The organism is Fusibacter bizertensis, assembly GCF_029914245.1.
GTDB lineage: Bacteria > Bacillota > Clostridia > Peptostreptococcales > Acidaminobacteraceae > Fusibacter_C > Fusibacter_C bizertensis.
In genome coordinates, this window is the sequence record NZ_JARYZI010000011.1 from 63,166 (window position 1) to 82,236 (window position 19,071).

A 19,071-nucleotide genomic window follows, 5' to 3' on the forward strand; every position below is an offset into this window, starting at 1 on the left:
CGAAAGGAAGCCATATGAAACCAGCTAAATATGATTTAACCAAAGCACCCATTACAGGTTTATTGATTTCAATGACACTGCCTATGATTTTTGGTATGCTTGGTATTGTAGCCTTTAACATTGTTGATACGTACTATGTAAGTCGATTAGGACTTGTTCCAATGGCAGCTATGACACTTACTTTTCCAGTTGTCATGATTATCGGTGCTCTTGCTCAAGGAATCGGTATTGGTGCTGCTGCATTGATATCAAAGTCTGTTGGAGAGAAAAAACAGGACAAGATTGTTCGGTATACAACTGATAGTCTTATTCTCGGACTTATCTTAGTTTTTGTCTTTGTAGTTTTGGGTCTTATGACTATGAAACCGCTTTTTACAGCACTTGGTGCTGATAGTGAAACTTTACCATTCGTCATTGACTATATGAAAATATGGTATCCAGGAGTGATGTTCCTTATTATCCCTATGATTGGTAACTCTGGCATCAGAGCGATCGGCGATACAAAAACACCTGCCATAATCATGGCTGTCGCTGCACTATTTAATATGATCTTTGATCCTCTTTTGATTTTTGGGTATGGGCCATTTCCAGAAATGGGAATCCAAGGTGCCGCACTTGCTACTGTTATTTCTAGAGCAATAACAATGATTGTAGCACTTTATGTATTAATCTACCGTCAAAAAATAGTTTCTTTGAAGAATATCCATTTTAGAGCAATAGTTGCATCCTTTAAAGACTTACTATATATCGGAATTCCCAATGCACTCACAAGAATCATGACGCCACTTGCAATTGGTGTCATCACTTCACTTATCGCAACATACGGTAAAGAAGCCACAGCTGGTTTTGGAATAGCCACACGAATCGAGATGTTTGCAATGCTTGTAATCAATGCACTTACATCCATATATGTCCCATTACTTGGACAGAACTTAGGTGCAAAAAAACATGATAGAGTTCTTGAAATTATCAGAAAGTCAGAGATTTTCTCTATCTTATATGGTTTACTTACGGTCATTTTCTTCATATTTTTAGGCAGTCAACTTGGCAAACTATTTACTGACAATCTCAAAGTAATAGAAACTGTTAAAGTGTACTTATATGTAATTCCAATTGGTTATGGTATACAAGGCTTGTTTTTGATCTATACCAGTACATTAAATGTATTTAATAAACCTATGCACTCAGCAATACTCTCAATTGTAAGATTATTTGTAATCTATGTCCCACTTTCACTACTTTTATCAAACTATCTTGGTCTACTTGGTATTTGGATTTCACTAAATCTCTCTTTTTTCCTTGTAGCTATTGCTAGCAAATATTTGATAAAAAAACAGATGAAGCATCTGCTATAAATAAAGCTTCATCTCATAAGACAAAACGAGTTCCTATGATTAAGGAACTCGTTTTTTTGCTTCATATTTACTGCTTTAATTCAGCTCTTTTCTTTCTATACTCAAGGATTGGAAGATCACCCTGTATCAGTTTTTCTCCCATATCTAGTTCTGTTTTGATTGGCAGTTGTGTGAGTACAACGCTTCGATCTTGATGTAGTATAACTCTATTCATGATTTTACTTGATGCGTTTATCAGTTGTTTTAGCCCTGGTGCTTTCATAAAACTTTGATAAAAGCGTAGGTAGATATGTGTATTTTCCTCATCAATTGGAACAAAAGCTGCGAGGATTCTCACTTTGTCAGAAATTATGTTTTGCCATGTATTTGGCATTTGAAACTGTAAACTAAATAATTTCTCATAATCTAAAATCTCATTTGGTTTAAGTGGTGTTTGTCCTTTGTCCATTTCATTTTTAACATAAAAAGTCATGAGATTGTCATCCCATTTAACGACTGGACCATTGACTAGTTTACTATCCCCGCGTCCTATCGTCGTTTTATGTACAAATGGCAAATGAACTACATCTAGCTGATTTTCTATCGCTCTTGTATAATGGACATTCCACGTTTCGGAAAAACCACCATAAGAAAAGCCTTCTTTAAGATCTTCAAAGAATGGAATCTCTGGTATATCAGCATTTTCATCACTATACCATAACCATATAAAGCCATAAGCTTCCCTTACAATATAAGCATTCACTTTAAATTGTTCTGGCACTTTTGCTTGCTTGCCATTGGCTGGAATATAGTTTACTTTACCTTTTGAATCATACCTGAACCCATGAAATGGACATTCTACATGATCATCAACGAGTTTGCCTACACTCAGTGATGCGCCGCGGTGACAGCATTTATCAAATATACAGTGCACTTCTCCTTTGGCATCTCTCCAAAAAACTAATTTTTCAGATAACCTTGTAACACCAGTAAGCTTATCTTTTTTAACTTCTTTTGAATCCAGTACTGCATACCATTGATTTTTAATCACTGTCTCCAGCTCCCCTCGTGTCGTGAACCACAATTGTCAAATACGTTGTAAGTGCATGCTTGTAATTCAACTTTTAATAAAAGTATACCGCATAATTCCTTTTATCAACAGTAAAAATGCTCCTCATTTCTGAAACTTAACTCTACATTTTTTCCAACTCTTGAATACCTAAAAGCCATAAGCACTGTTTTATAACCTTCTGCGTTAATCCTAATAGTGAATAATAACTCATCTTTTTTATCATATCCTGTTCAGATATAATGTGAACCTCGTGATAAAAATGATTAAAAGTCTGGCTAAGCTCAAATACATAATCACAGATTTTCGAAGGTTGTCGTAGCGATGTCGCAAGATCTACCCATGCACTAAACATACAAAGTTTAAGCATAAGATTACGTTCAGAATCAGTAACAGGTGGCGTTATTGGAAATGTTTCGCTTTCTTCGACGTTGATTTTTTTCTTTATGGATGCAATACGTACTAACGCATATTGAATATAGGGACCTGTTTTCCCTTCAAAGCTTGTAAATTGCTCTAGATCAAATACATAATCTCTAACTGGAAGATTTGATAAATCTCCAAATTTAAGCGCACCAACTCCTATAGCTAATGCAATATCATCCTTATCCTTATCTTCAATGGTATCCACTAATCTACTTTTAGCCCCTTGAATAAGCGTGTTAATCAAATCTTTCAAAGACATGACACCACCATCTCTAGTTTTGAATGGTTTGCCATCATGACCGTTCATGGTTCCAAAACCAATAAAACTTATTTTGGTATGGCTTGGTACTATTTCAGATTTATAGGCAACTCGTGCTATTTGTTCAAAATGCAACTCTTGGCGCTTATCTACCACATAGATAATCTCATCTGGATGATGATGCTCAATTCTTTGATAAAGTGTTGCAAGGTCAGTTGCTCCATATAACACTGCCCCATTTGACTTTTGAAAGATGCAAGGTGGCATAGGTTTTTTGTCGGTTTCTTCATCAACAAATACAACTTTTGCACCTTCACTGACTACTAATAATTTTCTATCTTCAAGCCATTTAATTACAAAAGGAATAGCCGCCTGTGAGTCACTTTCTCCTAGCCAAAGATCAAAAGTCACCTGTAAGGCACCATAGTTCTTTTTAAGATCCGCTACAGACACGTTCATCATATGTTGCCATAAAGCAAGATAACCTGCATGACCTTCTTGCAAAGATGCAGTTGCCTGAGCAGCTAAGGCTCTAAATGCCTGATCTTCTTTACTTTTTATATTGGCATTTGTGTAAAGTTCTGTCAGTTTATCGATGTCAAATGGCGGTAGGTTTGGATACGCCTTTGCTTTTTCAAATTGAAAATAGGGTAAGTCTGGCTGTTCACTTTTGAGCATCTCAATGACAAGGCCCATTTGTAATCCCCAATCACCAAGGTGAATATCACCTATAACTTCATGTCCTTTGAAACGCAATAGACGAATGATACTCTCTCCTATGACTGCTGATCTTAGATGACCCACATGAAGTGCTTTTGCAACATTTGCACCTCCAAAATCAACGATGATTTTTTGTGGATTTATGGCTGGTTCACTTCCCAAATATGGGTCTTCAAGCACCGAATTCAAGTAATTTACTAACCATGCATCTGTTAAAGTGATATTGATAAATCCTGGCGTTTGAACGCTTACATCATAATGTAATTCATGCCGATCTTTCAATTTCTCAGCAACACTTTCTGCGATTTCTAGTGATGTTTTACCATACTGTCCTGTTAATTTGAGTGCAGTATTGCACTGAAAATCACATAATTCAGGCCTTCTAGATACACTCACTTCTGCTGAAACACGGTTATAAGATGCATCGTTAAAAGCATCAATTAGGTCTTTTCTAATTGCATTAAGTACACTCATTATTATCCTCCTTCAAAAAAATAAAAAACCGTCTCAAAAAAGAGACGGATTAATCCGCGGTACCACTCTCGTTGACATATATGTATGTCCACTCAAAACTTTAACGCAGTTAACGGATATCCATACTGAAACAGATACCATCTCTGAGGCCCTCTTCATCAATGACTCATTACGGACTCGCACCATCTTCCGCTCGCTTAAATGTAGGTCATGACTACTCTTCTCTTCATCGATTTTAGATATTTTTAGTATGATAACATACATATTATTGACTGTCAATTTAAACCAGACTGCTAGAAATGGAAAACATTAAATCGCATGAGATATTATATTTTCTCTTGTAGTTAACTTATCTAAAACCTCAATTCTTGAAACAAATAACCAAGTTGCTGTAAGTAATGGGTTTTAATCATCAATCCGCTTCATAAGAAAAGGTCTTCCAATCAATACTAAAATGATTATTAAAATTAAGATTATTAATGGTAATGGATTGTTCTTTAATTGTTCAAAAGCAGTAAGTAAAATTGCAATTAAGCAACCAATTGCACCGGATAAAGAAAGGAACTCATATTTGATTTTTTGTTGAAAGGCAATAAAATTCACAATACCAAAAGTAATTAGAAATATCAAACTCGCTGCATTAACGAGCATATCTAAAGAACCAATAGTCGCCAATATCGCTGCAAGTCCTGAGATACTCAAAATAGCATAAAAAGGAATATTAGCATTATTTTCTTTTAAAAACAAATGAGGTAAATCTTTCTTTTCTGCAACTGTCTCCATTAACCTACCTGTAGAGAATAAAGTCGCATTGATGGCAGAAGCAGTTGAAAACGCTGCTGCTATCGTCACTAAAACAAGACCAATCATCCCCAAAGCTTTTTTACCAGCTATAGCTAATGCAACTTCTTTTTCTTGAATTAACGTGTCAGCACCAACCAGCATTGTAGCGCCTAGTGTGACCAATATATATATTCCAATAACTGCAAGAATTGCAGTTATTGTTGCTTTTGGTAGTGTTATCTCAGGATCTTTAAGGTCGTCATAATCATATGATAAAAGTTGAAAACCTTCATATGCCATGAAAATCGTAGCGGCACCAACAATTGCTGTACTCCAGCCTTTCACTTCAATACCAGCAGTTAATTGTTCTGGATTCCAATAAAACAATCCAAATATTGATAATCCTAAAAGTATAAATAGTTTACCCCATACAGTTATAATCTCTACCTTTGAAGAATCACCAACACCTCTCAAATTAACCAAAGCAAGTACCGCTATAATTGAAAAAGCAAGCACTCTTGGAAGCCAAGTACCTATGTTCAGCACATATGCAACGTAATGTCCAAATGTAAATGCGTATACAGAAATTGTTAAGATATAACCCATAATTAAGATCCATGACAAACTACCTGCAATACCTTTGTGATTAATTTCATTAAGAAATGTAAATGCCCCACCACTCTTTTTATATTTAATGGATAGCTGGCTGTAACTATGTGCAGAAACAAGTGCAATAACACCTGCAAGAATAAAGCTTAACCAAGCCCATTGTCCAGCTATATTAATAATAACACCTAATACTGAAAATATTCCTCCGCCTACCATTCCACCTACAGCCATAGACCAAGTTGCGTTGAAACTCATTTTTTTCTTACTAGTCATTATTCCCTGCCTTTCTGTCTCATTTTCTTCATATACTCATTTTTAAGTGCATTCTCAGATTCTAGCCTCGCGATTTTCTTTTTTAAATCAGATATATAATCTGTAGCGAGCCTTACCCCCCCTCTTACAGCGACGTCCTCATGAGCACTCATGTCCTCAAGCCATTTTTTTACTGAATGATCTCTTAGCTCATTATAAGTATTATCTTCTTTACCAAACATATGATTCAACCTCAACTTCTTATTTATTTACTACTGCTATCTAAAGCAAAAAAGTATATTCATTTTAGAATATACTTTATTATACTACATATTTATATATTGATTTTTCATTATTTATCAGTTGACACTGCGTTTATCGTCAATTTCTGGGAATTATAAAATAGTTTAGATAAGTACTCAAATAAAAGTTCTTTATCATGCTGAGAAAAGTTATCAAACAAATCTTTTTCAGTATTCATCTTAATGTGAATCAATTCGTCTGCTATCATATCGCCTTTTTCTGTAATATAACACAAAATATTTCTTCTGTCATTTTCATCTGTAACACGCTTGATAAATCCGTCTTCTTCAAGTATTTTCAAAGCTTTTGTCACACTTGCTTTCCCAACATTTTTCATCTTTCCAAGTTCAAGTTGATTGATCCCCGGCGTGCTATAAATCAGTAAAAAGTATTCAAATTGACCTTGTTTAATCCCATATTTTTCTATATTAGAACTTATATAATAGTTCACATTTGAAGTGATTCCTCTAATCATTTTCCCAAAATCCTTTGCTTCCATTTTTTCATCCCTTCATATCTGTTTACATTTATTTTATCTCATTATAGCGCTTATCATAAAATTAATCATTATTTAAATATTCCAAGTACAAATATTCTGCATCTATTAACTTTCAAAATCAATTAATTAAGGGAATAAAAATATACAAAATTCTAGACATGGTTTCTTTTTTCATAAACTTCCTTGATTTTATGATAATTTCCTCCAGTAAAGACACAATGACTTATACAATTAGAGCATCCCTCTGAAAAAGGGGGTGCACATTTATGAAGATCAATGTATACATGCGTCCCATCATGAAGTTGCTTTGGCTCTTCATAAATCGCACCTGCTGGACATGACTTCACACATCTGTTACAAGTTTTACAAAACGCTTCAATCCACTTGTGTTCATTCTCCTTTGCTAAAGGCAAATTATCTACATCTATAAAAACTGCGGCAAGTCTAACACATGGTCCAAACTCTGGCGTAATCAAGATGCCATTCTTGCCTACATATCCTAGATTCGCATCTTGCGCTGTTGGTACAGTGTTGATATCACCACCTATAGCTGGACTTGGGTGACAATCATAGCCACGATCTCTTAAAAAGTCAGCAATTTTATTAACCGCAATGCCCAATGCCTCATAAGTTCTAAATATTTCCTTACTAGCTTCAAGACTAGAACTTGATGCGATAGGCTCTTTTTTCATCTCCATTGTGATAATTATTGCATTATCATACAAGATTTCAAAATCATTAAAAATATAATTAGGATTTACTTTAGTATAACCTATCCCGGAAATACCGAGTTCATGGACATAGTTTTCCATATCCTTTAAGGTTTGTGCATCTATTTCTTTTTTCCCCAAATGAGGATTATTTTTTAGACTCTTCGCACTTACTATCATTTCCTTAAGTGATGAGATAAAATATTTTCTAAGTTTAGTCATTGTTTTGGCCTTAGCACGGATGCTACCATATTGGATCAGCAATAAAGGAATAATTACGGCTTGTCTTGAATTAGGACCACTTTTTATAGGATGATCTTCTTTAGTCATCCAGTGGGAAGCACTTAAAAAAAAGGGTGGTTTTTTCATAATTTTATAAAGTTTCATATATAACTCCTCTAATATAAATCAAGTTTAATTTGAAAATATCACTAAAAATTCTAAGATTACTATGAGTAAATTTGCGATTAAACCAAGATGATATTGTAAAGCATAATTGCCCACTAATTTTTATTAGAGTTTGATATGCTTCTTTTTTTTCATAGTTCCCTAAAGAAAAAGGACATTCTTTTATGCAGATGCCACATCCATACTTTGTAAACCCTTCAGCACAACTTTCGTAATTTATCCTTGTTGGATTATGACCATCAATCATTACTGGTTCTTGTAATATGGCATTAGTCGGGCACTTCCGGATACATTTACCACACTTTTGACAAAATGATTTTACCCACTGCATATCTTCAATTGGGTTTGATATGAAATCATTCAAATTATCAATACTTGTATAGACGACTGAAACCCTGTGACAAGGTCAATTTTTAGGTGTAATAGCCATACTATGTCTACCTGTTATACCAAAACCTGCCCATTCTACTGCCATTGAATAATCAAGCTGTCCACCCATCGAATGATTAGGACTCGCTCCAAATCCTTTGCTCTGTAGAAACTCCGCCATTTTATTAGCTATAGCGCCAGTATCATAGCAAAAGGCAATTTATATATTTTTCCAATATTTTTAAGTAGATATAAAATATCAGCTTTACTAAAATCAGGTTTTTCGCCTTCTACATGAGGCCTTTTAGTTGGATAGGTGTCTTTTGCGAATATCAATACATTCATATTTAATTCTTTCGTTTGCGGCTTAACTGCATTATTTAAACTAAATCCCATATAAAACTCACTTTCTTTTTAGTATACCGGCGAACTATCTATAGTAATTGTACTACTTTTTAGTTCGCTGGTCAACTAATTAGAAAAATGGCGTATTCTTATTTAAAGAATACGCCATAACTTTACTATCACGTTTGTTTGCATCTAATGATATTAATTTTCTTCATTTAATATTATATTGATTTTTGTTTCTGCCTCTTGCAAGGTTGTGTCTAAATCAGTATTGCTGATCCATATATTTTCAATAACTGTTGAGATTGCTCTATTTTCTTCGTTTCCCGTATTTGAAGGATTTTTTGCATTTTCAAGCTGATTAATTGCAACTTGCATTTGAGGTACTTTTTCTAAAAAGGCTTTCAATGTCGCATCTGATTTCACGCTTTTTCTAGTTGGCAGATACCCTGTAGCGACTGAAGCTGCAACCGAATTGTCTGCATTTGTCATAAATTTTACAAACTGCCATGCCGCTTCTTTTTCTGCATCACTGATTTTGGTTGTGATGGCTAAGTTTCCGCCGCCAGTTATCGTTGCGTCAATATCACCTTTAGGCATAAACGCCACACCAACTTCCATACCATATTTTGCGCCCAATCCTGCTAGAGAAATTATGGCACCGGTTGACATTGGAATCATTGCAGTTTTTCCACTTGCAAATTCACTATATATGTTGTTGTATTCTGCTTGAGGAATTAAGTGTGCTACCCCACTTTGTTTTAAACTTAAAAACATTTTAGCAAAGTCTTTAGTCAAATCACTATTTATAGTGGTGGTATTATCGCTATTACGAAGGCTTGAATTATAAGAGAATAGGTAACTTTCTAAAATCCATGGCCATGAGTACGTTGTTGTACCATATACACCTAATTTTTCATGAAGTGTCGCCGCATAGGTTGCAAAATCATCCCATGTGATCATCTTTGTCGCATCGAGATTTGCTTTATCAAACATGGTTTTATTATAGATAATTACAGCGGTACTCTTTAAAAATGGCATAGAGTAGAGCTTATTGTTATAATATGACTGTTCTAAAAAGCCATCATAAAAATCTGATGGTTCTATACCATCTCTTTGAATATAAGCATCAAGTGAAAGTAAAACATCATCCTTTACAAATGGCGTTTGATCAACCCCCATAAGGACTACAGCAGGTGTACTTCCCGCTACAGCAGACGCCTGTAATTTCTGTGCAACAGTTGTATAATCTTGTTGATTGACTGCATTGACAGTTATGCCAAGGTCTTTCCCCACTGTATTATTAAATTCGTCTACTTTGTCGAGATTATATTTTTCAACGGTGTCTGTAAAGCAATACCAGTATTCAATGGCCACAGGTGAGGTTAAAATATCTTCAGTTTTAGCGACAGATGCTGTTGTAGTTTCAGTTGTTGTTTCAATTGTTGCTTCGCTTTTCTCCGTTTGTGATGTTGCTTCTTCTGCTTTACTTGTATTACAAGCGGTTAATGTACTCAACATCATTAGGATGAGTAAAAAAGATAATAATTTTTTCATAGTAATCTCCATTCTTGCTTCATATTTTCGATCTTAACAAGTTAATAATGTCTAGGTAGATATAATATTGAGGGTATCTATGCAATTTTCTCAGTTAACATCTATTTGAAAGCAGAAACACGCTTTATTTTTCGCCAGTATAAGTAAAGGCCCTGATAATCTGTTTTTGTGCGATGAGAAACACGATAATAATCGGAATAATTAGCAATACATTTCCCGCCATAACGATATGATACGTGACACCACTTTCCACCATCCTAAGACTGCTGATGCCAATAGGTAAAGTTCGTACTGCATCATTTGTCGTAATAACTAAAGGCCAGAAATAATCATTCCAGGTAGAAATCCAACTAAATAATCCCAGCATAACCAAAGTAGGCTTCGCTGCTGGTAGCATAATGCGTGTCAGCGTTTTAAATTCTGACGCTTTGTCCAGTTTCGCCGCTTCCAATATCTCTTCTGGTACCTGCATAAAACTTTGCCTCAACATAAAAATGCCAAATGCACTTGTAGCAAACGGAAGAATAAGGCTCAGATAATTATTAATAAGTCCCCACTTGCTGAACATCAGATATATAGGTAGAAATACAAGCTGACTAGGAACCATCATCGTCGATAAAACTGTGCCAAATAACAGTGACTTTCCTTTAAACTTAAGCCTTGCAAATGCATATGCTGCCGGAATCACAGTTAAAAATTGTAACAACATGACACTGATTGAAACAACAACACTGTTGATCGTAAATTTCATAAATGGTATCGCCTTTAATGCAACTAAAAAATTCTCCCATTGAGGATGACTTACCCAAAACGATGGTGGAAATTGTACCGTTTCCTCTAGTGTTTTAAAAGCAGTAAGAATCATCCAGTAAAAAGGAACAAAGAAGATGACAATGATCAGCATGTTGATTAATAGTTTTATAGTTTTCTTCATTATTGGTTTAATCATGTAATCCTCCTTAATGATAATAGACTTTTTTGCTTAACACTTTGAAGTAGATCACTGTAAGTACACCAATTAACACCATAAGAACGACGCCCACCGCTGAGGCATAGCCAATTTTATAAAAACTAAATCCATATTCATATAAATAGTACACCAACGTCTTTGTTGAATTAGCAGGACCACCTAAAGTCATTAACTGTATCGTTTCAAAAGTTTTAAGTGAAGTAATCAGATTGACAAGTACCAAGAAAAACATGGTCGGTGAAATCATCGGAATCGTAATTTTGAAAAAAGTCTTCGCTTTATTTGAACGATCAAGTTCAGCTGCTTCAAATAAATATGACGGTATTTTTTGTATAGCAGAAATAATAATGAGCGTATTATAGCCAACGCCTTTCCAAACGGATACCATAACCAGCGAAATCATAGCTGTATTGGTATTCTGTAGCCATCTAACTGACGAAATTCCAATCCGCTCTAAAAAATAGTTAAAGAGTCCATAATCAGGTTCAAACATCCATAGAAAAATAAACGAAATAGATACAAATGATATAATATATGGCGCAAAAATGACACTTTGCAGCAGATTATTTATTTTTGTGTTTTTATGCAGATAGACTGCCATCAGCATAGAGAACAGAATAACCAGACCCACTGACAAAATCATAAAAAAGAATGTATTCTTCATGACGACCCAGAATTCTGAATTTGCAAACATACTTGTATAATTGTTCAATCCAATAAACTTCATGTCTCCAATCATGTTCCATTTGAAAAAGCTCAAATAGACCATATATACAATTGGATATATAAAAAACAAAATAAAGATAATCATTGCTGGCGTGATTAATGCGTATGGTTTTAGCCGTGAACCTACTTTTCTTTTCGTTATGTTCGCCATATAAGGTCCTTTCTTAACTAAAAATCCTATTTTCATGCGTATCAAAATAATATAATTTTTCATGCGGTACCATAACGCTAATCTGGCTATAATCCGTCATTTTTGAGCTATATATTTTTGCATTAATGCTTTCATTTTCAAGCTGAATTCGGTATAGTATTTCACTGCCAAGCATCTCATGCGTGACGATTTCGCCTTTAAAAGTAATTCCCTCTCTATTTTCTGGTAAAGACTCTGCAATCACTACATTTTCAGGACGAAACCCGATGTACGCTGTTTTTTCAGGTACAATCAACGCTTCAGATGAAAAATCACTTAGCTTCAAAATATTCATCGGTGGGTTGCCAATGAATTTTGCAGTAAAAATATTTTGAGGATTATGGTAAATTTCAATTGGTGAACCCTCCTGCATAATTTTCCCTTCATTTAACAGAATAATATCAGTTGCCATAGACATCGCTTCTGTTTGATCATGGGTAACAAATACAAAAGTTGTTTTGAGCCTTTTATGAAGTTCAATCAGCTCACCCCTAATCTGGTTTCTTAACTTGGCATCCAAATTTGAAAGTGGTTCATCCATTAGGAAAACCGCTGGCTTCTTCACCATTGCCCTTGCTAAGGCGACACGCTGTCTCTGCCCACCAGATAATTTTGCGGGCTTTCTACTTAAGTACTCTGATAATCCCAGTATTTCGCTCACTTGTTTTATACGTTCAAAGCGTTCATTTTTTTCTACTTTCATATTTTTGAGACCAAATTCTATATTTTCACGAATGGTCATCGTTGGATATAGCGCATAATTTTGGAATACCATGGCAATGTTACGTTCACCTGGTTCTACATGTTTCATATCCTTTCCATCAATAAAAATAGTACCACCCGTTTCTTGTTCAAGTCCTGCAATCATCCGCAAGGTGGTTGACTTTCCGCAACCTGATGGCCCAAGCAATACAGTAAAACTTTCAGGCATGATTTTCATAGATAAGTTCTCTATCACTGGGGGGTTGCCATCATAACTTTTCTTGATCCCTTTGAGTTCAATTTTAGGTGTCATACACTGTCCTTTCTATCGAAAAGTAAAAAGTGGCTTTTCATACTTTCTAGTTCGTTTTCACTTAATGCTCTCCTCAAAAGTGAGTTTTCTATATTTTCTGTGAGAAAATATAAGATTAGCGCCTCAATACTATCAGGATCAGACCTCAAAAGGCTTCCGTATAGCTGAACCACCTCTTGGATAATGGGATTTTTCAGATTGTAAGTATAGGTGATTTGATAGTCCGCAGAAATATCAGCAAGTTCAACTTTACATAAATAAAGGATTAAAGCTGCGATAATGCCTGTTCGATCTTTTCCTGCAGTACAGTGAAATAGCACACTGCCGTTTTCCACTGCACTAGCAATCGTTTTCATGATCTGTATTATATTGTGGATATTATTCTTAAATAAGGAGATATATGTTTCACTCATGCTTTTTGAAAATCCTTCTTCGTAAGCGTATCTATGAATAGCATTTTCTATAACAGCACTGCTCTTTTTTTCATCTTGCAAGGGCATATGAAAATACTGAATACTTTGTAGTGGCACATAAGACTGACTCTTTTTTTCTTTGGTTGACCTTAAATCAATGATGGTCTTTACCTTCATCTGCTCAAGCATGAGCCACTCATCATGCGTAAGATTCGCCAGTGAATCCGCTCTGTAAAATATCCCGAATTTGGTAATTCCTCCGTCACTTGTAGGATATCCACCCAGGTCTCTAATGTTGTAGGCATTTATAAATGGATAACGTCTAAAATATTTCATTTGTTTTCCTCATTTCTAATTCATTTTCATTTTCGTGTTCATTGTAGCAAATACCGACCAAACGCTTCTATCAAGTTTACGTTAGCTTCATGTAAATTGTACGTTATGTTTAATTTTATCCATTGTGTTTAATTTTGGGCTAGTATAAAATAAATTTAAATCAACGAAAGAGGTGTTTTATGGAACAATCTAATAAATATTACAAACATGGTGAAAAACAATATAACTTGATTCTCTCTACAGCAGAAAAAATATTTGTTGAATTAGGGATTGATCAAGTGAAATTATCAGACATTGTGGAAGAATGCGGTATTATGAGAGCAACGTTTTACAGATATTTCAAGAACAAGGATGAACTGTTATGGCATATCATGAGAAAACACACTTCAGAGTTTTTTCAAAAACTAGAAGCGCGAATTGGCAGTAGCCACCGGTCAACATATGATAAATTCGAAAGTTTTATCAACTTATTGTGTGAAGGCTTTGAAACGAATCCAAATGCCTATCTGTTTATTGATTTATTTAAAGATACCTATCTCAATGCCACTAGCAATCAAAACAGTGCACTGGAAATGCCAATGTATGAAGAATACGACTATCATCCTGGTGATACGGTAAAAATCTTCCTTGATAATTTTTATGATGGTTCTGTAAAGGATACTCTTGATTCAAAAATTACGGCTGTTTCTCTTCAATATAGTGCCATTACTATTGTTTGCGCCATGGCAAAACACACTGCGACCATGCCTGCTAAATATCAGATTGAGACACGTGATTTAGTTCGATTTAGTTTAAATGCGCTTTTAGAAAGTATAAAACCTTAAAGGGAGGAACAATCATGAATAACAAGCTAGTGATCATATCTATTGACGCACTACAGACACAAGATTTAGAAGTGCTTAGAGAATTACCTACTTTTAGTAAAATTCTAGAAAAAGCTTCGATTGTGAAAAATATCAAAGAAGTTTATCCAACGCTTACGAATGTAAATCATGTTAGCATCATCACAGGTGTCACCCCTGCTGTACATGGTGTTTATCACAACCAGTATCCTTATGTCCCTGAAAAAGATAACAACTGGAATGTCATCGGTTATAACTGGATATGGGAAAACAGCGCGATTAAAGTGCCAACTTTAATTGATGCTGCCAATGAAGCAGGGCTTGTTACCGCAGTCGCTCACTGGCCAACCCTTGGTGGTACAAAACCACATTATAATTTTTCGGAAATATGGCCTTACCTATTTGGTTCTCCAAAAGAAAGCTATAGCGCGTGCAGCTCACCAGAAGTTATAGATAAGTATTTCGACAAATATGTTGCTGACTTTGATTTTGCAAAATCCTTTGATGTTGATCAGTTCGTTGTACCAATTGCATCAGATATGATCAATGACTATCATCCTGATTTGTTGCTTACACACCTGATTTTGTTAGATGGCTATCGTCACAAAACCGGCAATAACAGCGAGTATGTAAAAAAAGCGCTCACTAATATGGATCGACACCTACAAAAGCTTATAACTGCAACGATTGAAGCCGGTACCTATGAAAATACAAATTTTATCATCGTCGGCGATCACGGTCAGATCGATATAGAACAAGAATTCCAGTTGAATATCCCTTTTGTTGAAGCGGGTTTAATTTCCATAGATTCAGATACCACAGACACGATCGTAACGGATTATAAAGCTTATAGTTTTTCAGCAGGTTTTTCTAGCCATATTATCGTCAAAGACCCAACAGATGAAGTCATCTTATCAAAAGTACAAAACCTTCTAACGTCACTCCAAAAAAAATATCCAGAGTACATCGAAAAAGTATACACAGTAAAGGAAGCTGCTGCGGAAGGTCTTACAGGACCATTTGGTTTCGTGGTAGAAGGAACAAAGGGCACTTGTTTCGGTCTTAAATATACGGGTGAACTCATTATAAAAGCTAGCGCCCCTGACTATCATCAATATAAATCAAATCACGGTTATCACCCTTCCAAAGGACCAAAACCTTTAATGATTGCATTTGGACCTGATATCAAAGAAGGCGCCATCATAGAGAATGCATCCGTGCTAAATGAATGTGCTACTTTTTGTAAACTTTTAGGCATAAAGATGCCGACAGCACATCAAGAATTTTTGGATATTATCAAATAGAGAAAAGAACAATAATAAATCAAATAAAAGGTGTTGTTGCAAATCTAAGAATTAGATGAGCAATAACACCTTCTATTTTCAAATAAGTCAATATTCCTCATTTCGATAGGTAAACTCAGCAAATATTTTTGACAATTTAATTAACTGAATGTAATATATCAATACGAATTTTCGGGCATCAAGTTCTCGGATTCTTTCACAAGGTAGTTGTGACTTCAAAAAAATATGGCTCCCCAAATAGGAAGCCATGCGTTACTAGAAATACTAGTTTTTAATAAATAGAGTAAAGGAAATCAATCATCATTGGATTCATTTTCATGATCTTTTTCACTTTCAGTTTCGTGATGATCCCCATCATCGCTATGATGTGATTCTTCGACAGTTGTATTTTCTTGATGCGTTGTTATTGTAGTAGTGTCTACTTTATCTTTGTCATGCTCTGTTTCACTATAATCTTCTGAACCTTCATGATCATCAGAATCTTTACTTTGATCATCGTTTTGAACATCTTTTTTTTCAACTTCATGTTTATCTTCTTCATGTTTATCTTCTTCATTTATTTTATCTATTTCACTGCTATTATCGTCTTCATGTTCTAATTCTTTTCCATCCTCAGAATCAAGGTGTTCTTTTGTTTCTTCTTCATTTTTTTGGTGCTGATCCTTTTCAATATATTCAAAAATATCTCTAATTTTCATATTTTTCATATCATTTTCATCAATATTTGGATTTTCATTAGATAATAAATTTCTACCCAAACTAATGTCATGGTTTTTCTCATTTGTGTAGCTATTTTGATCACCAATTTTTACTTCAGCACCTAATTGTTCTGTGTAGATCACCAAATGATTCTCGATATCACTTATAAGACCTTCAATTTGTGCTTTTATTGGTGCAACCGCAATTAAGACACTATGCTGGTCAATGGTATAACCTAATAACATCGCTTGATTTAAAATTGCGTCAATCGCTTTTTCATATGAGAAGCCTTTAAGTTGTAAGTTTGATAATAGTTCAATTGCTTCAGTGTTAAAACCTTTCGCATGAATTACTTCACCTGATTTATTGAGTTCAAGTTCAATACTTGGATTGATATCTAAACTAATTACAGCATAAGTTATATTAGACATTGTAAAATTAATAAAAAATACGATTAGTAAAATAGCAGCAATTGCGCTAAGAGGTTTGATAAAATCAATAATTTTTATAGCTTTATTTTCATTTGAATCAACAGTATCTCTAATTATATCCTCATCTAAAACATATATTTTATCTCCTATATGGTGATTCGCTAGGTTTTTGATTCGCAGATGTTCCCCTTGGTCGGTTAGCACATGTAAATACTGATCATGGCATTCTAATATAATACATCTATATAAATGGTCATTTATATTATTCATATGAATCAATCTCTCAGAATCCATCTTCTAATCGCCCCTAACTCTTTCACAAAAATGATTACAACTGAAATGATAAATACTCTACTTCCTTCAAGTACTTTGACACTAAAATGTAAGTTACGATGTATCATTTGTATTGGTAATCTGAATTTTTCAAACATTAAATTTACAATTGATTGATTTTGACTTACTGACTTTGAAATCTCTATTGCTTTATATCGTGTGTCTTTATGTTTTGGCTTTTTCTCAAGTAAATCGTGGAAAGTTATATTAAATTTAATCAATTCTTTTTTCCACTGTTCAATCTCTTCTTCAAGATTACTATGTTCATGATGATCATTTACCAATTTTTCTGATTTTATCTGATCTATATCTTCTATTGTGATGGACATATCTCTATCATTATTTCTCTCAAAATAGCGCTTTAATCTACTGGCAATCACTAATTTTGCGTATGACAAAAAAGGGCCTCTCTCAGCATCATATCGGTCGATGGCTTCATTAAAAGCCATCAAACCAATACTAAGCTCATCTGAATCGCCAATTCTAACATATTTTCCAGTGATCTCCCGAATACTTTTAACGATAAATGGGATATACTTTTGAATCAAGTTATTCCTAGCTACTTCAGACTTTCTGGCATCAAATACTTCAACAATTAACTCTTCAGTTGTTGTAAGTTTTGAATCTTTTGTCATGTTGTGCCATCCTATTTATGTGTAAAACTTCTACTTAATCGTCATGTTCTTCATCATGTTCTTCTGATGACTTATGCTTTTCTGATTCATGGTCGTCATCATCTTTATCGTCATGATGATCTTCATCTTCATCATCGTCGTCATCATCGTCATCATCTGAATGTTTGTTATTATTTATTGTCATTATTGCATTTTCATCAAAGACAGTTTTATTAGCTGGTTTGTATGTGAATTCCTCACTTACGTTGCCTACAGCAGACATGATTTTTTCATTTTGAGTAATAAACTGATATTGATCGTCTGTTGAAGGTTTTATCCCTATAAAATCTTCAAGTGCAGCTTTATTTAATGCATTTAAGTAATTAACTCCCATATCCACAACTTGTTTTGTTTGTGTATCAGTTAGTCCCATTACTAATACTGGTGAAGATTTAAATGCTGAGGCAATATAGTTTTTAACCAAATCAACTTGTTTATCAGTGATTATATCTGAACCAAAACCAATAATCAATGGTGCCACTTTAACAGTTTGCGCCTGATCTGAAATTAAAGTCGACTTCAAGCTCGTAATTACTTCTGAAAAAGTCTTTCCTTTTAAATTATCAAAATTTAAACTAGGTTGATTTACTTGTTTGATATCTATTAGTATCAATTGATAATCAAAAACAAGTTTGTAATCATTTACTGCGTCTATCACAAGAGTAAATGTTGCTTTTGGATCTACTCCAACTATTGTAGGTGTAGTTACTGGTGCTGGTGCTGGTGTTGGTGTTGGTGCTGGCGCTGGTGCTGGTGCTGGCGCTGGTGTTGGTGCTGGTGCTGGCGCTGGTGTTGGTGCTGGCGCTGGAGCTGGTGCTGGTGCTGGTGTTGTTGCCGAGGTAACTGCATCAACGGTTGCTGCATAAGTAGATGTGTACCCACCTAGATTCGATACCAATAGCAGTAACACTAGTCCTAACATTGATGTTTTTTTAGCTAAACTATTTTTCATTTTATAGCCTCCTCATTTTTTGTTTTTCGTTATAGAATACACCTAAGCTTTTGACTTTAGGTAGGA

The 19,071-nt window shown here is 34.6% G+C and carries 20 protein-coding genes and 1 other annotated feature; of the genes, 3 read left to right on the forward strand and 17 right to left on the reverse strand.

From position 1 onward, the window contains the following. Positions 1-14: 14 nt before the first annotated feature. On the forward strand, positions 15-1,355 hold the full coding sequence (locus QE109_RS14340) for an MATE family efflux transporter (protein ID WP_281095231.1): 1,341 nt from the start codon (positions 15-17) through the stop codon (positions 1,353-1,355). 67 nt (positions 1,356-1,422) lie between these two features. Here QE109_RS14340 and QE109_RS14345 read toward each other — a convergent pair whose 3' ends face one another. The 14 genes from QE109_RS14345 to QE109_RS14410 form a co-directional block, all read right to left on the reverse strand. Continuing rightward, the gene (locus tag QE109_RS14345; protein ID WP_281095232.1) at positions 1,423-2,385 is read right to left on the reverse strand and encodes an aromatic ring-hydroxylating dioxygenase subunit alpha; all 963 of its coding nucleotides are present in this window, start codon (positions 2,383-2,385) and stop codon (positions 1,423-1,425) included. Positions 2,386-2,527: 142 nt separating this feature from the next. Further along, the gene (argS, locus tag QE109_RS14350; RefSeq protein ID WP_281095233.1) at positions 2,528-4,282 is read right to left on the reverse strand and encodes an arginine--tRNA ligase; all 1,755 of its coding nucleotides are present in this window, start codon (positions 4,280-4,282) and stop codon (positions 2,528-2,530) included. Positions 4,283-4,319: 37 nt separating this feature from the next. Beyond that, positions 4,320-4,521 (reverse strand) — a binding site (T-box leader). Between the two features lie 166 nt (positions 4,522-4,687). Then, positions 4,688-5,947, reverse strand: coding sequence for an APC family permease (locus tag QE109_RS14355; protein ID WP_281095234.1), 1,260 nt, complete (start codon positions 5,945-5,947; stop codon positions 4,688-4,690). Continuing rightward, complete coding sequence (locus QE109_RS14360) at positions 5,947-6,168, reverse strand: hypothetical protein (RefSeq protein ID WP_281095235.1); 222 nt, start codon at positions 6,166-6,168, stop codon at positions 5,947-5,949. The genes QE109_RS14355 and QE109_RS14360 overlap by 1 nt, the downstream gene beginning before the upstream one ends. A 110-nt stretch (positions 6,169-6,278) precedes the next feature. After that, complete coding sequence (locus tag QE109_RS14365) at positions 6,279-6,728, reverse strand: MarR family winged helix-turn-helix transcriptional regulator (protein ID WP_281095236.1); 450 nt, start codon at positions 6,726-6,728, stop codon at positions 6,279-6,281. Between the two features lie 152 nt (positions 6,729-6,880). Further along, positions 6,881-7,825, reverse strand: coding sequence for a 4Fe-4S dicluster domain-containing protein (locus tag QE109_RS14370; RefSeq protein ID WP_281095237.1), 945 nt, complete (start codon positions 7,823-7,825; stop codon positions 6,881-6,883). Further along, positions 7,812-8,210: a 4Fe-4S binding protein gene (locus QE109_RS14375; protein ID WP_281095238.1), complete on the reverse strand. Its 399-nt coding sequence runs from the start codon at positions 8,208-8,210 to the stop codon at positions 7,812-7,814. Before QE109_RS14375 ends, QE109_RS14370 begins: the two co-directional genes overlap by 14 nt. Positions 8,211-8,252: 42 nt before the next feature. Beyond that, entirely contained in the window at positions 8,253-8,396 is a 144-nt protein-coding gene (locus tag QE109_RS14380; RefSeq protein WP_281095239.1) for a hypothetical protein, read from the reverse strand. An 8-nt stretch (positions 8,397-8,404) separates the two neighbouring features. Beyond that, positions 8,405-8,611 carry a hypothetical protein gene (locus QE109_RS14385; protein WP_281095240.1) on the reverse strand — a complete coding sequence of 69 codons (207 nt, stop codon included), beginning with the start codon at positions 8,609-8,611 and terminating at the stop codon, positions 8,405-8,407. A gap of 153 nt (positions 8,612-8,764) precedes the next feature. Next, positions 8,765-10,120, reverse strand: a complete 1,356-nt coding sequence (locus QE109_RS14390; RefSeq protein ID WP_281095241.1) for an ABC transporter substrate-binding protein — start codon at positions 10,118-10,120, stop codon at positions 8,765-8,767. A 124-nt stretch (positions 10,121-10,244) separates the two neighbouring features. Then, positions 10,245-11,069 (reverse strand): carbohydrate ABC transporter permease, encoded by an 825-nt coding sequence (locus QE109_RS14395; RefSeq protein WP_281095242.1) that lies wholly within the window; start codon positions 11,067-11,069, stop codon positions 10,245-10,247. A 10-nt stretch (positions 11,070-11,079) separates the two neighbouring features. Beyond that, positions 11,080-12,030 (reverse strand): carbohydrate ABC transporter permease, encoded by a 951-nt coding sequence (locus QE109_RS14400; RefSeq protein ID WP_281095243.1) that lies wholly within the window; start codon positions 12,028-12,030, stop codon positions 11,080-11,082. Continuing rightward, positions 11,981-13,021: an ABC transporter ATP-binding protein gene (locus QE109_RS14405; RefSeq protein ID WP_281095244.1), complete on the reverse strand. Its 1,041-nt coding sequence runs from the start codon at positions 13,019-13,021 to the stop codon at positions 11,981-11,983. Before QE109_RS14405 ends, QE109_RS14400 begins: the two co-directional genes overlap by 50 nt. Beyond that, entirely contained in the window at positions 13,018-13,770 is a 753-nt protein-coding gene (locus tag QE109_RS14410) for a tyrosine-protein phosphatase (RefSeq protein WP_281095245.1), read from the reverse strand. The genes QE109_RS14405 and QE109_RS14410 overlap by 4 nt, the downstream gene beginning before the upstream one ends. A gap of 179 nt (positions 13,771-13,949) precedes the next feature. On the opposite strand from QE109_RS14410, the gene QE109_RS14415 reads away from it, so the two are divergent. Then, the gene (locus tag QE109_RS14415; RefSeq protein ID WP_281095246.1) at positions 13,950-14,594 is read left to right on the forward strand and encodes a TetR/AcrR family transcriptional regulator; all 645 of its coding nucleotides are present in this window, start codon (positions 13,950-13,952) and stop codon (positions 14,592-14,594) included. A 14-nt stretch (positions 14,595-14,608) separates the two neighbouring features. After that, positions 14,609-15,916 carry an alkaline phosphatase family protein gene (locus QE109_RS14420; protein ID WP_281095247.1) on the forward strand — a complete coding sequence of 436 codons (1,308 nt, stop codon included), beginning with the start codon at positions 14,609-14,611 and terminating at the stop codon, positions 15,914-15,916. 293 nt (positions 15,917-16,209) lie between these two features. On the opposite strand, the gene QE109_RS14425 is transcribed toward QE109_RS14420, so the two are convergent. The 3 genes from QE109_RS14425 to QE109_RS14435 are packed head-to-tail and all read right to left on the reverse strand — an operon-like array spanning position 16,210 to position 19,005. After that, positions 16,210-17,316, reverse strand: coding sequence for an anti-sigma factor domain-containing protein (locus QE109_RS14425; protein WP_281095248.1), 1,107 nt, complete (start codon positions 17,314-17,316; stop codon positions 16,210-16,212). 5 nt (positions 17,317-17,321) lie between these two features. Beyond that, on the reverse strand, positions 17,322-18,014 hold the full coding sequence (locus tag QE109_RS14430) for a sigma factor (RefSeq protein WP_281095249.1): 693 nt from the start codon (positions 18,012-18,014) through the stop codon (positions 17,322-17,324). 34 nt (positions 18,015-18,048) lie between these two features. Next, positions 18,049-19,005: a hypothetical protein gene (locus QE109_RS14435; protein WP_281095250.1), complete on the reverse strand. Its 957-nt coding sequence runs from the start codon at positions 19,003-19,005 to the stop codon at positions 18,049-18,051. Between the last annotated feature and the right edge of the window lie 66 nt (positions 19,006-19,071).

Coding starts and splice junctions, on each gene's coding strand:
- QE109_RS14340 (WP_281095231.1), top strand. CDS start 15: ATGAAACCAGCTAAATATGATTTAACCAAAGCACCCATTACAGGTTTA.
- argS (WP_281095233.1), bottom strand. CDS start 4,282: ATGAGTGTACTTAATGCAATTAGAAAAGACCTAATTGATGCTTTTAAC.
- QE109_RS14355 (WP_281095234.1), bottom strand. CDS start 5,947: ATGACTAGTAAGAAAAAAATGAGTTTCAACGCAACTTGGTCTATGGCT.
- QE109_RS14360 (WP_281095235.1), bottom strand. CDS start 6,168: ATGTTTGGTAAAGAAGATAATACTTATAATGAGCTAAGAGATCATTCA.
- QE109_RS14365 (WP_281095236.1), bottom strand. CDS start 6,728: ATGGAAGCAAAGGATTTTGGGAAAATGATTAGAGGAATCACTTCAAAT.
- QE109_RS14370 (WP_281095237.1), bottom strand. CDS start 7,825: ATGAAACTTTATAAAATTATGAAAAAACCACCCTTTTTTTTAAGTGCT.
- QE109_RS14380 (WP_281095239.1), bottom strand. CDS start 8,396: ATGGCGGAGTTTCTACAGAGCAAAGGATTTGGAGCGAGTCCTAATCAT.
- QE109_RS14385 (WP_281095240.1), bottom strand. CDS start 8,611: ATGGGATTTAGTTTAAATAATGCAGTTAAGCCGCAAACGAAAGAATTA.
- QE109_RS14390 (WP_281095241.1), bottom strand. CDS start 10,120: ATGAAAAAATTATTATCTTTTTTACTCATCCTAATGATGTTGAGTACA.
- QE109_RS14395 (WP_281095242.1), bottom strand. CDS start 11,069: ATGATTAAACCAATAATGAAGAAAACTATAAAACTATTAATCAACATG.
- QE109_RS14400 (WP_281095243.1), bottom strand. CDS start 12,030: ATGAAAAATTATATTATTTTGATACGCATGAAAATAGGATTTTTAGTT.
- QE109_RS14405 (WP_281095244.1), bottom strand. CDS start 13,021: ATGACACCTAAAATTGAACTCAAAGGGATCAAGAAAAGTTATGATGGC.
- QE109_RS14410 (WP_281095245.1), bottom strand. CDS start 13,770: ATGAAATATTTTAGACGTTATCCATTTATAAATGCCTACAACATTAGA.
- QE109_RS14415 (WP_281095246.1), top strand. CDS start 13,950: ATGGAACAATCTAATAAATATTACAAACATGGTGAAAAACAATATAAC.
- QE109_RS14420 (WP_281095247.1), top strand. CDS start 14,609: ATGAATAACAAGCTAGTGATCATATCTATTGACGCACTACAGACACAA.
- QE109_RS14425 (WP_281095248.1), bottom strand. CDS start 17,316: ATGAATAATATAAATGACCATTTATATAGATGTATTATATTAGAATGC.
- QE109_RS14430 (WP_281095249.1), bottom strand. CDS start 18,014: ATGACAAAAGATTCAAAACTTACAACAACTGAAGAGTTAATTGTTGAA.
- QE109_RS14435 (WP_281095250.1), bottom strand. CDS start 19,005: ATGAAAAATAGTTTAGCTAAAAAAACATCAATGTTAGGACTAGTGTTA.